The 17,834-nt window shown below is 55.3% G+C and carries 15 protein-coding genes; 12 read left to right on the top strand and 3 right to left on the bottom strand.

All coding sequences use genetic code 11. The features are described 5' to 3' along the window. Positions 1-59 precede the first annotated feature (59 nt). On the top strand, positions 60-1,427 hold the full coding sequence (gene rlmD / locus W822_RS37965; protein ID WP_024005932.1) for a 23S rRNA (uracil(1939)-C(5))-methyltransferase RlmD: 1,368 nt from the start codon (positions 60-62) through the stop codon (positions 1,425-1,427). Positions 1,428-1,565: 138 nt separating this feature from the next. Here the strand turns inward: rlmD and argH are convergent, their stop codons facing one another. Next, complete coding sequence (gene argH / locus W822_RS37960) at positions 1,566-2,978, bottom strand: argininosuccinate lyase (protein ID WP_024005931.1); 1,413 nt, start codon at positions 2,976-2,978, stop codon at positions 1,566-1,568. A 112-nt stretch (positions 2,979-3,090) separates the two neighbouring features. Between argH and W822_RS37955 the strand changes: the two genes are divergently transcribed. Next, positions 3,091-4,752, top strand: a complete 1,662-nt coding sequence (locus tag W822_RS37955; RefSeq protein ID WP_031243013.1) for an NAD+ synthase — start codon at positions 3,091-3,093, stop codon at positions 4,750-4,752. A gap of 75 nt (positions 4,753-4,827) precedes the next feature. Beyond that, complete coding sequence (locus W822_RS37950; RefSeq protein ID WP_024005929.1) at positions 4,828-5,166, top strand: P-II family nitrogen regulator; 339 nt, start codon at positions 4,828-4,830, stop codon at positions 5,164-5,166. A 24-nt stretch (positions 5,167-5,190) separates the two neighbouring features. Here the strand turns inward: W822_RS37950 and W822_RS37945 are convergent, their stop codons facing one another. After that, on the bottom strand, positions 5,191-5,760 hold the full coding sequence (locus tag W822_RS37945) for a chorismate--pyruvate lyase family protein (protein ID WP_024005928.1): 570 nt from the start codon (positions 5,758-5,760) through the stop codon (positions 5,191-5,193). Between the two features lie 125 nt (positions 5,761-5,885). Between W822_RS37945 and W822_RS37940 the strand changes: the two genes are divergently transcribed. Beyond that, on the top strand, positions 5,886-6,611 hold the full coding sequence (locus W822_RS37940) for a pseudouridine synthase (protein ID WP_024005927.1): 726 nt from the start codon (positions 5,886-5,888) through the stop codon (positions 6,609-6,611). Positions 6,612-6,696: 85 nt separating this feature from the next. Next, entirely contained in the window at positions 6,697-7,260 is a 564-nt protein-coding gene (locus W822_RS37935; RefSeq protein ID WP_024005926.1) for a SecDF P1 head subdomain-containing protein, read from the top strand. Between the two features lie 99 nt (positions 7,261-7,359). Here W822_RS37935 and xth read toward each other — a convergent pair whose 3' ends face one another. Then, positions 7,360-8,142, bottom strand: a complete 783-nt coding sequence (xth, locus tag W822_RS37930; protein ID WP_024005925.1) for an exodeoxyribonuclease III — start codon at positions 8,140-8,142, stop codon at positions 7,360-7,362. A 97-nt stretch (positions 8,143-8,239) separates the two neighbouring features. Between xth and W822_RS37925 the strand changes: the two genes are divergently transcribed. The 7 genes from W822_RS37925 to W822_RS37895 all read left to right on the top strand — a co-directional run bounded on the left by W822_RS37925 (position 8,240) and on the right by W822_RS37895 (position 17,833). Beyond that, complete coding sequence (locus tag W822_RS37925; RefSeq protein ID WP_024005924.1) at positions 8,240-9,421, top strand: acetyl-CoA C-acyltransferase family protein; 1,182 nt, start codon at positions 8,240-8,242, stop codon at positions 9,419-9,421. Positions 9,422-9,427: 6 nt separating this feature from the next. Further along, a complete protein-coding gene (locus W822_RS37920; protein ID WP_024005923.1) occupies positions 9,428-10,210 on the top strand; it encodes a spermidine synthase in 783 nt (260 codons plus the stop codon). A gap of 152 nt (positions 10,211-10,362) precedes the next feature. Continuing rightward, positions 10,363-11,283, top strand: a complete 921-nt coding sequence (locus W822_RS37915) for an ABC transporter substrate-binding protein (RefSeq protein ID WP_051401789.1) — start codon at positions 10,363-10,365, stop codon at positions 11,281-11,283. Positions 11,284-11,352: 69 nt separating this feature from the next. Further along, positions 11,353-12,243 (top strand): ABC transporter permease, encoded by an 891-nt coding sequence (locus W822_RS37910; RefSeq protein ID WP_024005921.1) that lies wholly within the window; start codon positions 11,353-11,355, stop codon positions 12,241-12,243. 1 nt (position 12,244) lies between these two features. Continuing rightward, positions 12,245-13,039 carry an ABC transporter ATP-binding protein gene (locus W822_RS37905; RefSeq protein WP_024005920.1) on the top strand — a complete coding sequence of 265 codons (795 nt, stop codon included), beginning with the start codon at positions 12,245-12,247 and terminating at the stop codon, positions 13,037-13,039. Between the two features lie 249 nt (positions 13,040-13,288). Next, the gene (locus W822_RS37900) at positions 13,289-14,569 is read left to right on the top strand and encodes an efflux RND transporter periplasmic adaptor subunit (protein ID WP_024005919.1); all 1,281 of its coding nucleotides are present in this window, start codon (positions 13,289-13,291) and stop codon (positions 14,567-14,569) included. A 9-nt stretch (positions 14,570-14,578) separates the two neighbouring features. Further along, entirely contained in the window at positions 14,579-17,833 is a 3,255-nt protein-coding gene (locus tag W822_RS37895; protein WP_024005918.1) for an efflux RND transporter permease subunit, read from the top strand. The last annotated feature ends 1 nt before the right edge of the window (position 17,834 follow it).

Genomic DNA, 17,834 nt, shown 5'->3' with positions numbered 1-17,834 from the left:
CCGACCAACTTGGCGGACAGGCTCATTAAAATAACGCCTTCAGTATACAGAGGCCAGCCATGCAGGAAATATTTACCATCGAATCCCTTGATCTGGACGCGCGCGGCATTGCCCGGCGCGACGGAAAGGCCATTTTTGTCGAAGGTGCGCTGCCCTCGGAAATAGTGACAGCCGATATTGTCCGGCGCAAGCCGTCTTACGAGATCGCGCGCGTCACCTCGATCCGCCAGGAATCCAGCCAGCGGGTAACGCCGCGCTGTCCGAATTTTGGCACCTGTGGCGGCTGCGTGATGCAGCATCTGGACGTCACTGCCCAGGTCGCCATCAAGCAGCGTGCACTGGAAGATTGTTTTACTCATATTGCCAAAATGCGGGTACCCACGGTATTGCCGCCGTTGCAGGGTCCGTCCTGGGGCTATCGCTATCGTGCCCGCCTGTCTGTGCGCAAAGTCATAAAAAAGGGTAAGGTGCTGGTGGGATTTCACGAGCGCAAGAGCCGATATGTCACCGACATGACCGAATGCCACGTGCTGCCGCCTTATGTGTCCGATATGCTGGTGCCGCTACGGGCACTCATCGGCAGCCTGAGTATTGACGAAAAAATACCGCAAATCGAAGTTGCCGTCGGTGATGCAACTACTGCTCTGCTGCTGCGGCACCTGGAGCCGCTTTCTGAGCAGGATCTGCAAAAACTGGATGCGTTCTCGAATCAGCATAATGTCGTGTGGTGGCTGCAGTCCAAAGGCCCCGATACCGTCAAGCCCCTGCATGCGGAACAGGCCGATTCCTTATATTACCGGTTACCGCAATTTGGCCTGACCATGCCTTACAAGCCAACCGATTTTACCCAGGTCAATTATTTCATCAACCGTTCTCTGATCGCCAAAGCCCTGAATTTGCTTGATGTTCGGACCGGTGACCGGGTAGCGGACCTGTTCTGTGGCTTGGGCAATTTCACATTGCCGCTGGCGACATTGTCACGCGAAGTGGTCGGTATTGAGGGCAGCAGTGCGCTCACGGACCGTGCCTTACAGGCTGCCAGCCAGCATGGCCTGCAAAACAAAACCCGCTTCGCTACGCTGAATCTGTTTGAAGTCGATGTGGCCTGGCTGCGGGAATTGGGGCATTTTGATCGCATGCTGATTGATCCACCGCGCGAGGGTGCGCAGGCCGTGGCCCAGGCGTTGGCGCAATTGGAGCAACATGAGCGTCCTGAAAAAATTGTCTATGTATCCTGTAATCCCTCTACGCTGGCCCGTGACGCCGGAATACTGGTTCATGAAGGTGGTTATCGTCTGAATGCTGCTGGTGTGGTGAACATGTTCCCGCACACCGGGCATGTAGAGTCCATCGCAGTTTTTGAGCGTGGTAATGGGCCAGCGCCACAACCGTATTCAGTAGACGATTCGCAATTGGATACACAATAGCGGCGTGCGGTTCACCCAAACACATTCGTGATAGAACAGGGGCGGCGTGCGCTGCCCATGCAAATACGATGCAAAAAAATAGCGGTGCCGATATATCAGGCGCCGCTATTTTTCTGATTGATGTTCGATGTTCGTGCGTCAGGCGAGCTCAGCCAGTACGCGTTCTGCTTCGGCTTTGACACGCGCCGGTGCTGTGCCGCCGATATGGGCGCGAGAAGAAACCGAGCCTTCAAGGGTAAGCACACTGAATACATCGCTATCGATGGAGGCATTGAACTTGCGCATTTCCTCCAGCGTCAGATCGGCCAGATCGCATTGCTTGTCTTCACAATGGCGCACCGCCAGTGCGACCGTTTCGTGCGCATCGCGAAAGGGCAGGCCTTTTTTGACCAGATAATCAGCCAGATCGGTTGCGGTTGAAAACCCCATCAGCGCTGCCTCGCGCATTGCCTCTTTGCGCACGCGAATGCCGCCAATCATGTCAGCAAAAATGGTCAGCGTATCGCGGAGCGTATCGGCGGAGTCGAACAAGCCTTCTTTATCTTCCTGATTGTCTTTGTTGTAGGCCAGGGGCTGGCCTTTCATCAGCGTCAGCAGGCCGATCAGATTGCCGTTGACTCGGCCGGTCTTGCCGCGCGCCAGTTCCGGTACATCGGGGTTTTTCTTTTGCGGCATGATGGAGCTGCCGGTGCAGAAGCGATCAGCCAGGTCGATGAAACCGACGCGTGGGCTCATCCACAGGATCAGTTCTTCAGACAGGCGAGAGATATGCGTCATGACCAGCGCGGTCGCGGCGCAAAACTCAATGGCAAAATCCCGGTCGGATACGGCATCCAGTGAGTTGCGGCAGACGCCGTCAAATTCCAGCAATTGCGCGACCTGTTCGCGATCAATGGGGTAGGAGGTGCCGGCCAGTGCCGCAGCGCCCAGCGGCAGGCGATTGCAGCGCTTGCGGCAATCCTGCAAGCGTTCGGCATCGCGGGCAAACATTTCTGCGTAGGCCAGAAGATGATGACCGAACGTGACCGGTTGGGCCACTTGCAGGTGCGTAAAGCCGGGCATAATGGTGTCGTGATGTTCAAGGGCGACCTGCGCCAGTGCGCGGCGCAGCGACGCAATCAGTTCCAGCGAAATATCGATTTCCGAGCGAAGCCAAAGCCGGATGTCCGTGGCCACCTGATCATTGCGCGAACGCCCCGTGTGCAGGCGTTTTCCGGCGTCACCGATCAGTTCGACCAGTCGCTTTTCGATATTGAGGTGAACGTCTTCCAGGTCCAGCAGCCAGGTAAAGGTGCCCGCATCGATTTCCTGAAGAATCTGTTGCATGCCTTGTTCAATGGCTGCCCGATCGTCCTGGGAAATGACGCCTGCTGTCGCCAGCATGGTTGCATGGGCCAGCGAGCCCTGAATATCAAAGCGCGCCAGGCGCTTGTCAAAATCTACTGAAGCGGTATAGCGCTTGACCAGTTCGGAAACGGGCTCAGAAAAACGGGCCGACCAGGCCTGGGCTTTTTTGTCGAATTGATTGCTTGGGGGAAGGCTCTCTGTCATAGTGTGCTGATCTGTCCGGTCTCGGTATTTGTAAACATTCCCGGTATTTTAGACGCTGATTTCAGATGCTTGTGTGATAATCGGTAGTTTGCGAAAGAAACAGAGCGAGAAAATGGAACCGTCGGTCAGTATCGCGTTTGCACAAATCAATCAGAAGGTCGGCGACCTGGCCGGCAACGCCAGTCGCATCATTGAAGCTGCCGCACTGGCGCACGAGCAGGGCCATGACATCCTGCTGCTTCCAGAGCTTGCCCTCACGGGGTATGCGCCGGAAGATCTGCTTTTGCGCTGCCAGTTTCTGGCAGATCAGCAAGCAGCCCTGACGTCGCTTCAGGAGTCGCTGTCCCGCTTTCAGGATTTGCATGTCGTTGTAGGCCATGTCGCCGGCACGGAAAAGGGCACGTTCAACGCGGCCAGTGTATTTCTGAATGGCGACAATCTGGGCACATATCTGAAACAGGAACTGCCGAACTATTCCGTGTTCGACGAGAAACGCTATTTCACAGCCGGTCGCAAGTCGCTGGTCTTTACCGTTCGGCAACACACATTTGGCGTGGCCATTTGCGAAGATGTCTGGTTTGCCAGTGCCGCCACCGCGGCAAGGCAGGCCGGGGCGCAAACGCTGCTGATTCTCAATGCCTCGCCCTACGTCGTTCGCAAACATGATATTCGCCTGGGAATCGTACGCCGAAATGTCAGCGACACCGGCATGTCGGCCATTTACTGTAATCTGGTCGGCGGTCAGGACGAGTTGGTCTTTGATGGTCACTCGTTTGTCCTGAATGCGAAGGGTGAGGTCGTCTCTGAACTCAATAGCTTTTGCGAAGCCATCGGCAGCGTCGGCATCAGTCAGTCGGGCCAGTTGCTGAGCCAGGCGCCGCTGCCGTTTGGCAAAACCAGGTCGGTGCCGCTCACGCCCCGGAATAATGAGGCACCGGAAGCTGAAATCTGGCGAGGCCTGGTCATGGGAACACGGGACTATCTGGGCAAAAACTTCTTTCAGAAAGCGGTCCTGGGACTGTCCGGCGGTATTGATTCGGCGGTTGTCCTGGCTGTCGCCGTGGACGCGATCGGCGCCGAGAACCTGCATGCGGTCATGATGCCCTCGCGCTTCACGGCCGACATCTCGTTACAGGACGCACAAGAGATGGTGCAAGGCCTGAGCGTGCGCTACGATGACATCGCCATTTCACCGATGTTCAACACTTATCTGGACGCCTTGTCGCCGCTATTTGGCGATTTGCCGCAAGATACGACAGAAGAGAATCTGCAGGCGCGGATTCGCGGTGTGCTCCTGATGGCGCTCTCAAACAAATTCAACGCTATCGTTCTGACCACGGGCAACAAATCAGAACTGGCCACGGGCTATTGCACGCTGTACGGCGATATGGTGGGTGGCTACGCTCCCCTGAAAGACATTCCCAAAACACTGGTGTTCAGTCTGGCACGCTGGCGCAATACCCAATCGCCGGTCATACCCGAGCGAATTATTACGCGTCCTCCGTCCGCGGAATTACGCGAAGACCAGACTGACCAGGATAGCCTGCCGGATTACGAGGTATTGGACGCAATCCTGGAACACCTGATGGAGCACAACGACTCTGTGGAAGCCATCGTCAATGCGGGCTTTGCACGTGAAGACGTAGAGAAGGTGGCCAGGTTGCTGCGCATCAATGAATACAAGCGGCGCCAGGGTGCGCCGGGGCCGAAGGTTACGACACGCGCTTTCGGCCGGGACTGGCGGTTTCCGATAACCAATGGCTATCGATTCTAGATGATGTTTCCAAAAAATATGCTATTCTTTTCCAGTAAAAGCGGGGTCATGGCCTCGTAAAGAAAAGGAAACCACGTGAAATTAATAACCGCCATTATAAAACCCTTCAAGCTTGACGAAGTTCGTGAATCTCTGGCAGACATCGGCGTCAGTGGCCTGACTGTAGCCGAGGTAAAAGGGTTTGGCCGTCAGAAAGGGCATACCGAGCTGTATCGCGGTGCCGAGTATGTGGTGGATTTTCTGCCCAAGGTCAGGGTAGAGGTTGTCATTGCAGATAGCCTGGTTGACTCGGCCATTGAAGCCATTATCAAAGCGGCCCGCACCGGTAAAATAGGCGACGGTAAAATCTTTGTTACACCGGTAGAGCGCGCGATCCGCATCAGAACCGGTGAGCAGGACGATAACGCCCTGTAAAATCAAACTACGCGACACCGGCAATCAGGCCCGGGGGTGCTTCAGTAACGTGGACCAGAATGCAGGCAGAAAACATTCAGTGACCTGCAGCGGCTGGCCATTTTTCCAGAATACCGAGCGGCGGGTCGGCAACCTGGCGGGCGCTGGGAAGGGCAATTGGCCGGCGCGAATCACCGCTTTATATATCGGCATCGGGGATTTCGCTATGCACGATTCGAACACTGATCGTACAATAGCCGGATCGTGATACAGGATGTCGGCCAGGGGTCGGGTACGCAGCCGGCGAACGGCCTGCCAGACCGATCTTGCAGCACACAATGGCGTGATGCTGCGGGCGACCACAGCAGGCGTACCGTCAATCGACATACAGATTTCCCGTACCCATACGACCGTGCCAACTTCCTGTCTGATCGTCAGTCTTTCATCCTGGCTGACGGCCTCGGCAAACTCACCCAAGACCTGGATGCGTACTTCGCCTTGCCGGCGCAGCCCCTGGGTCAACGGACCCGGACGAAACAGCCAGTATTTCTGGATCGGATCAAGCTTGGGCGGCGGGCGATTCAGCCAGCCGGGAGAAAGAGGTTCAGGCTTCATGAGTGACGACATGCGGAACTGCGGATAGGCTTGCGTCAACGTGTTGATCGCAAGCGGACAGAAACGCCCGGACCAGCCGGACAAGACAGACACTATAGCAAATTTGCGAATGCAAACGGAATCAAATGGAAAAGACAAGAATATCAAAGCTGCTTGCAGAGCGTGGACTATGTTCCCGGCGTGAAGCCGATGCCTATATCGAGCGAGGCTGGGTCAGGGTCGATGGACGGGTGGCAACGCTGGGCGAAAAAGCCTGGCCCAATCAGGCCATTACACTGGACAAGTCAGCCCAGGCCCGGCAGACCGCACGCGTGACCATTATCCTGAACAAACCGGTAGGTTACGTCTCGGGCCAGGCAGAAGACGGCTACCGCCCGGCAGTCACACTCGTGACGCCGGATCGTCAGTATGACAAAGACAAGCATACCTTCAATTCATCCCATTTGCGCGGGCTTGCTCCCGCTGGCAGGCTGGATATAGATTCGCAGGGCTTGCTGGTGCTGACGCAGGATGGGCGGGTGGCGCGCCAGTTGATTGGCGAAGACTCCGAGGTGGAGAAAGAATATCTGGTACGCGTCGAAGGCAAGATCAGCGGCAATGGACTGCAATTGCTTAATCATGGCCTGTCGCTGGACGGTGATGTGCTGCGACCCGCGCAGGTGTCCTGGCAGAACGATGATCAGCTCAAGTTTATCCTGCAGGAAGGCAAGAAACGCCAGATCCGTCGCATGTGCCAGATGGTGGGACTCAATGTCATCGGTTTGAAACGGGTACGCATGGGAAATGTCACACTGGCCGATTTGCCGCCCGGCAAGTGGCGTTATCTGAAAAATCACGAACGCTTTTTATAACCGGTCGGGCGGTCTTGATGCGGATTTTCCACAATATCTTATAATGTCCGCCATACGCACTCAACCTGAATGAAGGAAACCGATCATGCACACCAATAAAGGGTTACTCTTTGCTGCCATTGTCGCTGCCCTGGCTCTGTCGGGCTGTGACACCATGGATCACATGCTGAAGAATCGTTCATCCGGCAGTGGTACACGGGTCAGTGACGTACCCACCACGCCGCCGCCATCTTCAGCCCCGGTTTCCAAGCCGCCGGCTCCATCGTCCTCTGTGGCCTCGTCGTCACTGATCATGTATGTTGCGACGCGCACGCCTACCGAAGGCTACACGGCCGTGCGCCAGAACGGTGTGCTGGTTTATGTCGATCCCCGCCAAACGCTGACCCGCAATGATTTGCAAAATGCTGTCGCCACCCGCAATAGCGCCGGCAAGGCATTTGTCAAACTGGAGTTTTCTGCGTCGGGCAGAGACCGCCTGTCAACGCTGACCAGCAATAATATTGGTAAAAGTTTTGCTGTGACACAGAAAAACCGTCTTGTCTCCATTATCAATATCGGTAAACCCATTACGTCAGGGGTGTTGTATGTCCCCATGTCCAGCGAACAGGCCGCCACCAGTTTTGAAGACCAGATCCTGGACGGAGAATAACGCAGGCAGCGTGTTTGTGAACCCTCGCATAGCAAAAGGCCGGCTCATCACCGGCCTTTTTGCTTTCGGGTCTGCTGGTTTAAGGCAATCAAGCCAGGTTCAGGCAAAAGACATCGACAATGTCGCCACGACAGGCGCGTGATCGGATGGCTGTTCGTTACCGCGGGGCACTTTATCAATCTCGCAGGCGGTACATTGTGCGGCAAGCGACGGTGTCAGCAGGATATGGTCGATGCGCAGTCCTGCATTTCTTCTAAAACCCATCATACGGTAGTCCCACCAACTGAACAGTTTCTCGTCCTGCTCGAACAGTCGGAAGGAATCGGTCAGCCCCAGGCCGCTGAGCGACTGCAAGGCCTCCCGTTCTTTGGGGGAAATAAGGATATCACCCGTATATTTGGCGTGTACGTCCCGATCTTCCGGCGCAATGTTGTAGTCGCCGCAAATGGCCAGATTCGGGAACAATTTCAATTGTGCTTCCACGAACTGGTTGAGCGCCGCGTACCATTCGAGCTTGTAGAGGTATTTTTCGCTGTCCAGCGAACTGCCGTTCGGGCAGTAGGCACAGATGACACGTAACGGGCCGGCCGTGGTCTCGCAGGTGGCGCTGATCAGCCGCTGCTGGGTATCCGGATAGAGTGGGTTATTGATAACCACGTCCTGCAGCGAACTGCGTGAAAGAATGGCCACGCCGTTATAGGTTTTCTGACCCGTCCAGACAGCGTCGTAACCCAGCTCCTGAAAAGCGTCCCGTGGAAATTTCTCGTTAACCTGTTTGAGCTCCTGTATGCAGAGTATATCGATACTATGCTGATCCAGCCAGGCCAGTACCTGGGGCAGCCTGACGGTGAGCGAATTGACATTCCACGTAGCAATTTTCATAGCGGTCCTGAATTTCCGTTTAACACAAACAGCGCACGGCCATTGTAAGCCGGATGCGTTATGATTCGTTTCTCTTCAATCAAAAAAAGGAATTATCATGTCTGACGTTTTCGTGGTTTCCGGTGTTCGTACTGCGATTGGCAGCTTTGGCGGCGGTCTGAAAAATGTAAGCCCGGGTGAGCTGGGCACAACCGTGATCCGCGAGGCGATGAAACGTGCAGCCGTGGCGGGCGACGATATCGGTCACGTAGCAATCGGGCATGTCATCAATACCGAACCCCGCGATATGTATCTGTCGCGTTATGCCGCGGTCAGCGCGGGTGTAGCCCAGGGCACGCCGGCCTTCAACGTGAACCGCCTTTGCGGCTCGGGCCTGCAGGCCATTGTGTCGGCAGCCCAGACATTGCTGCTGGATGATGCGCAGATTGCCATTGCCGGCGGTGTTGAAAGCATGAGCCGGGCGCCTTATATCGCGCCGGCCCACCGTTTTGGCGCCCGCATGGGTGACAGCGTGATGCAGGATATGATGACAGGCGCACTGTCGGATCCTTTCGAAAAAATGCATATGGGTGTGACCGCCGAAAACGTGGCGCGTGAATACGGCGTTTCCCGCCAGCAGCAGGATGAACTGGCCCTGGCTTCGCATCAGCGCGCCGCCAATGCGATTGACAACGGTTATTTCAAAGAGCAGATCGTGCCCGTGACCATGAAATCACGCAAGGGCGAAGTGGTCTTTGACACGGACGAGCACGTGCGGCGCGATGTCACGCTGGAGAATCTGTCCTCACTCAAGCCGGTTTTTGTCAAGGAAGAGGGCACCGTGACGGCGGGTAATGCATCCGGCATTAATGACGGCGCTGCCGCGCTCGTGCTGATGAATGGCGATGCTGTCAAAGCGCGTGACGTGAAACCTCTTGCGCGCCTTGTCGCCTATGGTCATGCCGGGGTTGACCCGCGCCTGATGGGAATCGGCCCTGTTCCGGCAACACGCAATGCGCTGGCTCGTGCGGGCCTGAAAATCGACGATATGGATGTGATCGAAGCCAACGAAGCGTTCGCTGCCCAGGCTTGCGCGGTCACGCAGCAGCTTGGTATGGATCCGGCAAAGGTCAATCCCAATGGCAGCGGCATTGGCCTAGGTCATCCGGTCGGGGCTACCGGTGCCATTATTACCGTCAAGGCGTTGCATGAACTGCAGCGTATTGGCGGCCGCTATGCACTGGTAACCATGTGTATCGGCGGCGGGCAGGGCATTGCTGCGATTTTCGAACGGGTCTAATGAACGATGTCACAGCGCAGACGAGAGCCGCACCCCGACTTTGATGATCCGATCATCTCCGAGTCCGAGGGAGTCCGGTATTTGCATTTCAATAGCGAATGGATACAGGGCGCCATGCGGGTGTCCCGTCCCGAAAAGCTGGAATTTGAGTACACACAGCAAATGATGGCGTGGCTGCTGTTTCTGGCGCCTCCCATTGATCGCGATATCGGCATTCTTGGTCTGGGAGCGGGTTCGCTGACGCGTTTCTGTCAGCACCATTTTGACAGCAATATCGTGACAGTGGAATGGAATCCGCAAGTGACCTCGCTCTGCGAATCGGCTTTTGCCCTGCGTCAGACGGACCGCTCCCAGGTGGTGCACCAGGATGCACATGACTGGGTACAGGAGCCGTACAATGACAATCGTTATGGTGTGCTGATGGTGGATCTGTACGATTACACAGCGCAGGGGCCGGTCTGTTCGTCGGCTGAATTCTATCGCGGCTGTCGCCAGGTCTGCCGTGATATCGGCGTGGTCACCATCAATCTTTTCGGCCATCACGGCAGTTTTCGCAAGAATATCCGTCACATTGGCAGCGCCTTCGATGATCGTATGATACTGTTTCCTGAAACGATCGACGGCAATCGTATCGTGATTGCGTTCACGGGTCCGCCCTTGCGGGTAGCACGGCAGGCATTGCAGCAACGTGCCCACCAGGTGCAAAGCCTTTACCGGCTGCCGGCAACCGGATGGCTTAAAACCCTGCTCAGGGAAAACGGCCGGACCGGGGACGTGCTCGAGTTCTGAGCGCCAGGAAGCGCCCGCAATATTCTCGTTAATACCACTGGCACATCCCGTTGAGCTGTGACAAAATCGCCGGGGTTGAATTATGTCATTCAGGAGTTGTTATGGTGAAGGCCAAATTAACCACCGTATTGTCAGCAGCGTTTTTGTCGGCCATGCTTTCGACAGGCACTACTTTTGCAGCGGACAAGTTCGTGGCGGTAACCGCGATTGTCGAGCATCCCGCACTGGATGCTGTTCGCGATGGCGTCAAAGAAGCCCTGATCAAAGAGGGTTTTGAAGAAGGCAAAAACCTGAAGTGGCGCTATCAAAGCGCGCAGGGCAACACGGGTACCGCCGCCCAGATCGCTCGCCAGTTCATCGGTGAAAAACCCGATGCCATTGTCGCGATCGGCACTCCTTCTGCCCAGGCGCTGGTGGCAGCAACCAAAACCATTCCGATCGTTTATTCCGCTGTAACCGACCCCATTGCCGCACAATTGGTCAAATCCCTGGATGGTTCCGGAACCAACGTCACCGGGTCTTCCGATGCGCTGGAGCTGGAAAAGCAGGTGGATCTCATCAAGCAGGTCGTACCCCAGGCCAAACGGGTTGGCATCGTCTACAATCCAGGTGAAGCCAATTCAAGCGTCGTGGTAAAACAACTGAAGGAATTGTTGCCCAAATCGGGCATGACGCTGGTTGAAGCCTCGGCCCCCCGGTCTGTAGATGTGGGCTCGGCTGCGCGTAGTCTGGTCGGCAAAGTAGACGTGATCTACACTAATACCGACAATAATGTGGTGTCTGCGTATGAAGCCCTGGCCAAGGTCGGCAATGAATCGAGGATTCCGCTTATTGCCGCCGATACCGACAGCGTCAAACGTGGTGCGATCGCGGCGCTGGGCGTCAGCTATAAAGGCCTGGGCGAGCAGGCGGGCGTGATTGTGGCGCGTATTCTGAAAGGCGAGAAGCCGGGCGATATACCGTCAGAAACGGCCAAGGTACTCGAACTATTTGTCAATCCCGCTGCGGCACAGAAGCAGGGTGTCAAGTTGAGCGACGAATTTATCAAAAGCGCCAAGGTCGTCGTCAAATAACGCAAGACGACATTTACACCAGCCTGGGGCAACTCAGGCTTTTTTATTTCATCAGAAATTCTCTTAAACATGTCACTTTTTTCTTCTCTTGGTGCGCTAGAGCTCGGCTTTATCTATGGCCTGGTCGCACTGGGTGTGTTTATCTCGTTTCGCGTCTTGCGCTTTCCCGATCTGACCGTGGACGGTACCTTCGCGACCGGTGGCGCAGTCGCCGCACTGCTGATCAGTGGTGGACATGATCCTTTTGTTTCCAGTCTTGCTGCCATGCTTGTGTGCGGATTCGCGGGCATGGTCACCGGCTGGTTGAATGTAAAACTGGGCATTATGGATCTGCTGGCCAGTATCCTGATGATGACTGCGCTGTATTCGATCAATTTGCGTATCATGGATGGTCCCAATATTCCCCTGATTACGAGCGATACGGTTTTTACATTGACGCAGCCGGGGTCCATCGACGATTTTGTATGGCGGCCGGCATTGTTGTGCATTATTGTGATTGTCATCAAAATTCTGGTTGATGCCTATTTTTCGACGCGCTCCGGGCTTGCCATGCGGGCCACGGGTTCCAATTTGCGAATGGCCCGCGCCCAGGGTGTGGCCACGGGCCGGATGGTTCTGATCGGCATGTCATTGTCCAATGCACTGGTGGGCCTGGGCGGTGCGCTCTTTGCCCAATCTCAAGGCGGCGCAGATATCTCCATGGGTATCGGTACCATTGTGATTGGCCTGGCAGCGGTGATTGTGGGCGAAAGTATTCTGCCGGCACGACGTTTTCTGCTGATTACCCTGGCTGTCATCATCGGCGCCGTCCTGTACCGATTCTTTATCGCGCTGGCGCTCAATAGCGACTTCATCGGCCTCAAAGCGCAGGATCTGAACTTGATTACCGCCTTGCTGGTCGCCATTGCCCTTATTCTTCCGAAACTGCGCCGCAAGCGACGCAATCGTGGAGGTGCCTGATATGTTGAACGCACAAGACTTGTTTATTACTTTCAATCCTGGCACTCCGATTGAAACCCGGGCGCTGCGCGGGCTGTCATTGACCATCCCTGACGGACAGTTTGTGACCGTCATCGGCTCAAACGGGGCCGGCAAATCGACTTTTCTGAATGCCGTGTCCGGTGAGCTGATGGTTGATTCAGGGACCATTCAGATCAATAACGAAGATGTGACACGTAAAAGCGTATGGCAGCGAGCGGTCAATGTGGCGCGTGTTTTCCAGGATCCGATGGCCGGCACCTGTGAGGATCTGACCATTGAAGAAAATATGTCGCTGGCCTATTGCAGGGGGACCCGGCGCGGTCTGCGCCCGGCGCTACGCAACCCGTTGCGCGATCTGTTTCGCGAGCGACTGTCGATTCTGGGCCTGGGACTGGAAAACCGGCTGACCGATCGCATCGGCCTGCTGTCTGGTGGCCAGCGTCAGGCCGTCAGTCTGCTGATGGCGGCGCTACAGCCGAGTAAAATTCTGCTGCTTGACGAGCATACCGCCGCGCTTGACCCGCGCACGGCCGAATTTGTACTGCAGCTGACCGAAAAAATTGTGGTGTCACAAAAACTCACGACAATGATGGTCACGCACAGTATGAAACAGGCGCTGGAAATCGGTGAGCGCACAATCATGCTCCATCAGGGACAGGTCGTGCTGGATGTATCGGGTGAGCAGCGCAGCAACATGACGGTGACCAATCTGCTGCAGATGTTTGAAAAAGTGAGGGGAGAGCAGATCAGTGATGATGCCCTGTTGCTCGATTGACGCAAAACACGGTCATAGGTCCATTTTTTACGTGAATTTACTGTGAAAAGGGCCGTCGGTCGTGTCACCGTGTTATTTTTATGCGGTGCACACGATATCGGCTGCGAGCCAGAAAAGACCCTCTTGCTTTAGGGTTTATACTAAATAGTATTTGCTTAGGCAATTAATTTCTGGTTATAATCCTCTCTTCAATACCGTTCAATCTGCTATCCATCAGGATCAGCCCTCGCTCTCAAGGTTACCCAGTCAATGACAAACAGACTCATTTTACGCAAGCGCTATATTGCAACAATTTTGCTGTCGTGCCTGGTTGCGCTTGGTGGTTGCGGTAAGGAAGACCAACAGGCTGGTGCCCAGAATGGTCCGCCTCCGACCCCCGTCAGCACAATCAAAGTCACCGAGACGCCAACAACCATTTTCACCAGCCTGCCAGGCCGCGTCAACGCTGTGCGTGATGCGCAGGTACGTGCGCGGGTCAATGGTATTGTTCAGAAAATCGAATTCGAGCAAGGTCGTGAAGTCAAGAAAGGGCAGGTACTGTTCCGTATCGATCCCGCTACCTATCAGGCACAGGCTGCCCAGGCTGAAGCGGCATTGAACCAGGCCAAGGCAACGGCCGGCAGTGCGCGTCAACTGGCTAACCGCTACTCGACACTGGTCAAATCCAACGCCGTCAGCCGTCAGGAATATGACGATGCCCGGGCCCAGGCCAATCAGGCCGATGCCACCATCGCGTCGGCCAAGGCTGCATTGGACGCAGCCCGTATCAATTTATCTTATACCGACGTTGAGTCTCCCATTGACGGGATTATCGGCCGGGCATTGGTTACCGAAGGCGCATTGGTCAGCGGTACCGAAGCCACCGAGATGGCGCACGTGCAGCAGCTTGATCCGGTTTATGTCGATTTCACGCAATCGACCGCCGAACTGTATCGCCTGCGTAAAGCCATGGCCGACGGTCAGCTGACCAAAGTCGACGAAGACACGGCGCTGGTGCAACTTGAGCTGGAAGATGGCACAGAGTACGCAGAAAACGGCAAGTTGCTGTTTACGGGCGTCAGTGTCGAACCCACGACGGGTCAGGTCACTTTGCGTGCCACCTTCCCCAACTCAGACAAACTGCTGTTGCCGGGTATGTACGTCAATGTCAAGCTGGAGCAGGGCAAAGACGACAAAGCATTGTTGATTCCCAAGCAGGCGATCCAGCGTTCCACAGACGGATTGAGCAACGTGATGGTGGTTCGCGAGGGTAAAGTGTCAGCGATCGCCATCGAAACGGGTGGGGACGTGAAGAACGATACGATTGTCACCAAAGGGCTGAAAGCGGGTGATGAAGTTGTTGTCGAAGGCTTCCAGAAGATTCGTCCTGGTGCACCAGTCAAACCCCAGCCCTGGAAAAGAGACAACGCTGCCGCAAAAGGCGGCCAGCAACCTGACTCCGGTGCCCAGCAGCCGCCCAAACAGGAAGGCGACAAGCCTGCGCCAGATGAAAGCAAGCCTGAATCGCAGGGCGACAAGCCGGCACAGTGAGTATAAAACATGTCAAATTTTTTCATTAACCGGCCCATTTTTGCCTGGGTTATTGCCATCATCATATTCTTCGCGGGTGTGATTTCCATTCCCAATATGGCGGTTTCGCAATATCCGGAAGTGGCTCCGCCTACGATTACGGTACGCGCTACCTACCCAGGTGCGGGTGCTGAAGAGGTCGCACGTTCGGTTACCAGTCTGATCGAGAACGAGCTGAACGGTGCGGAAGGCATGTTGTACTATGCCTCCACCAGTGACTCATACGGTGCTGCCAAGATTGATGTCACCTTTGAACCAGGTGTTGATCCCGATCTGGCACAGGTGGATGTACAGAACCGGATTGCCAGCGTCAACTCAAAGCTGCCTCAGGCAGTGACACAGCAGGGCATTACGTACTCGAAAAGTACGGCCGGCTTCCTGATGATTGTCTCACTGACCTCGACTGATGGCACGCTGGATGATTCTGGCCTGGGCGATTACATCACACGGAATATCCAGAACTCGATTTCCCGTATCAAGGGTGTCGGTGAATTCCAGCTGTTCGCGTCGCCACGCGCCATGCGCATCTGGGTCGATTCGGCAAAAATGACCTCGTATGGATTGACCACGAGCGATATCAAGACCGCCTTGCAGACTCAGAATGCGCAGATTACGGGTGGTACGCTGGGTTCACCGCCCACACCCGACGACCAGACCACCAGCGCGACCGTTATCGTTAACGGCCAGCTGAGTACGGTCAAGGAATTCGGCGATATCGTCTTGCGCGCCACCAGTGGTGGCTCGACAGTCAAGCTGCGCGATGTTGCCCGTATTGAAGTGGGCGCTGACTCTTACCAGTTTGGCTCCCGTCTGAACGGTCAAACGTCGGCTGCTTTTGCCGTGTCGCTGGCGCCTAACGCCAACGCGCTGGAAACCTCGAAACTGGTTCAGGCCGAAATGGAAAGCCTGGCCCAGTATTTCCCAGACAATATCAAATACACCGTCCCATATAACACGGCACCGTATGTTGATGCGTCCATTAACCAGGTGGTTCATACTCTGATCGAGGCGATGCTGCTGGTGTTCGTCGTGATGTTCGTCTTTTTGCAGAATGTCCGCTACACGCTGATTCCTGCCATTGTGGTGCCGGTCGCCCTGGCCGGGACGATGGCGACCCTGCTGTACATGGGGTATTCCATAAATACGCTGACGATGTTTGCGATGGTGCTAGCCATTGGTATTCTGGTGGATGATGCCATTGTGGTGGTCGAAAACGTCGAGCGGATCATGGCCGAAGAGGGGTTGCATCCCAAAGAGGCAACGGTGAAGGCAATGCCGCAGATTTTCGGGGCCATTGTCGGTATTACTCTGGTATTGATGGTCGTGTTTGCGCCGCTGTTTTTCATGAGCGGATCGGCGGGGGTGATTTATCGCCAGTTTGCGGCAGCCATGATTATTTCTATCGGCTTCTCGGCATTCCTGGCCCTGACCTTTACGCCTGCCATGTGCGCGACGCTGCTCAAACCGGTGCCTAAAGGGCATCATGAGAAAAAAGGCTTTTTCGGCTGGTTCAACCGTACGTTTTCAAGCATTACGCATAATTACACCGGTCTGGTGGGTGCGCTGCTGAAACGGGGCGGGCGCATGATGCTGATCTATCTGGCGCTGGTCATCGTGCTCGGCTTTCTGTATTTACGCTTGCCCAGTTCGTTTCTGCCAACGGAAGACCAGGGCTATGCCGTGACCAACATCGAATTGCCGGCAGGCGTATCGGCCAAACGGACGGAAGATGTCATCAAGCAGGTCGAGGACTACTACAAGAAACAACCCGAGGTGGAAAATATCATTACCGTCCAGGGCTTCAGTTTCAACGGGTCCGGTCTGAACTCTGCGATTGCCTTTACGCCGTTCAAGAAATTTGCGGATCGCAAGGGCGACGAGCATAGTGCCATGTCCGTAGCCGGTCGTGCAACGGGGCAACTGCTTTTCGGCATTCCGGATGCGATGGTGCTGTCCATTGTGCCGCCGTCAATCCCATCCCTGGGGACGGCTACCGGTTTTGACCTGCGACTGCAGGATCGTGGCGGCATGGGACAGACCCAATTGCGCGAAGCGGCCAATCAGCTGATTCAACTGGCAGGTCAAAGCAAGATCCTGTCCCAGGTCCGTATTTCGGGGCTGGGTCCTGGTCCGCAATTGAAAGTGACCGTTGATCGCGTCAAAGCCTACTCCCTTGGTGTGAATATGGCCGAGGTCGGTGCTGTCCTGTCTGGCACCATAGGTAACAGTTATCTGGGGCAATTTCCGAACCAGGGCTGGATGCAGAACGTCTGGATTCAGTCTGAAGCAGGTCAACGGATGTCGCCTGACGATATTATGAAACTGCGGGTTCATAACACCAGCGGCGAACTGGTTCCAATGTCATCATTTGTGACGCTGGACTGGGTACAGGGTCAGACGCAGGTCCAGCGGTATAACAGTTATGACGCTATTACCATTCAGGGACAAGCCAATCCAGGCTACGCCAACGGTGAAGCCATGGATGAAATCGTAAGACTGATCGGTCAGTTGCCATCCGGCATCGGCTATGAATGGACCGGTCTGTCCTATCAGGAAGTGCAGGCAGGCAACCAGGCACCGATCATGCTGGCCCTGGCCTTTGCAGTGGTGTTCCTGGTGCTGGCCGCCTTGTACGAAAGCTGGTGGATTCCGCTATCGGCAGTGCTGATTGTGCCCCTGGGTATGTTGGGTACCGTCGGGCTGGTCTCGCTGGTGGGTATGTCGAATGACATTTACTTCCAGGTGGGTATGATTACCGTTATCGGTCTGTCGGCGAAGAACGCGATTCTGATTGTCGAGTTCGCCAAAGATACCTACGCATCGGGCGAAAAAGGCCTGATTGAAGCGACGCTCGAAGCCGCACGCTTGCGTTTCCGTCCGATCCTGATGACCTCATTCGCCTTTATTATGGGTGTTGTCCCACTCATGCTGGCGAACGCCGAAGGTGCTGCAAGCCAGCAGGCGGTTGGTTACGGGGTGTTTGGTGGTATGCTGGCCGCAACTCCATTTGCCGTCCTGTTCGTTCCGACATTCTTTGTGGTTGTCATGACATTCTTCAAAGTCAAACCACGTTTGCTGGGTCGCCAGGCCGATGAGCACGAAAAAGCGTCCGAAGCTGAAAAAGAATCTCAGCATATCTATAAAGATGTGGCTGAGGCAGATGATATGACCACGAAGGACGAACCGACACGTCCGGACGGATCACCTTCGAAAGGAAACGAATAAT

This window comes from Advenella kashmirensis W13003, from assembly GCF_000506985.1.
GTDB classification, from domain to species: Bacteria; Pseudomonadota; Gammaproteobacteria; order Burkholderiales; family Burkholderiaceae_B; genus Advenella; species Advenella kashmirensis_A.
This window is presented reverse-complemented; position numbering and strand designations above follow the sequence as displayed.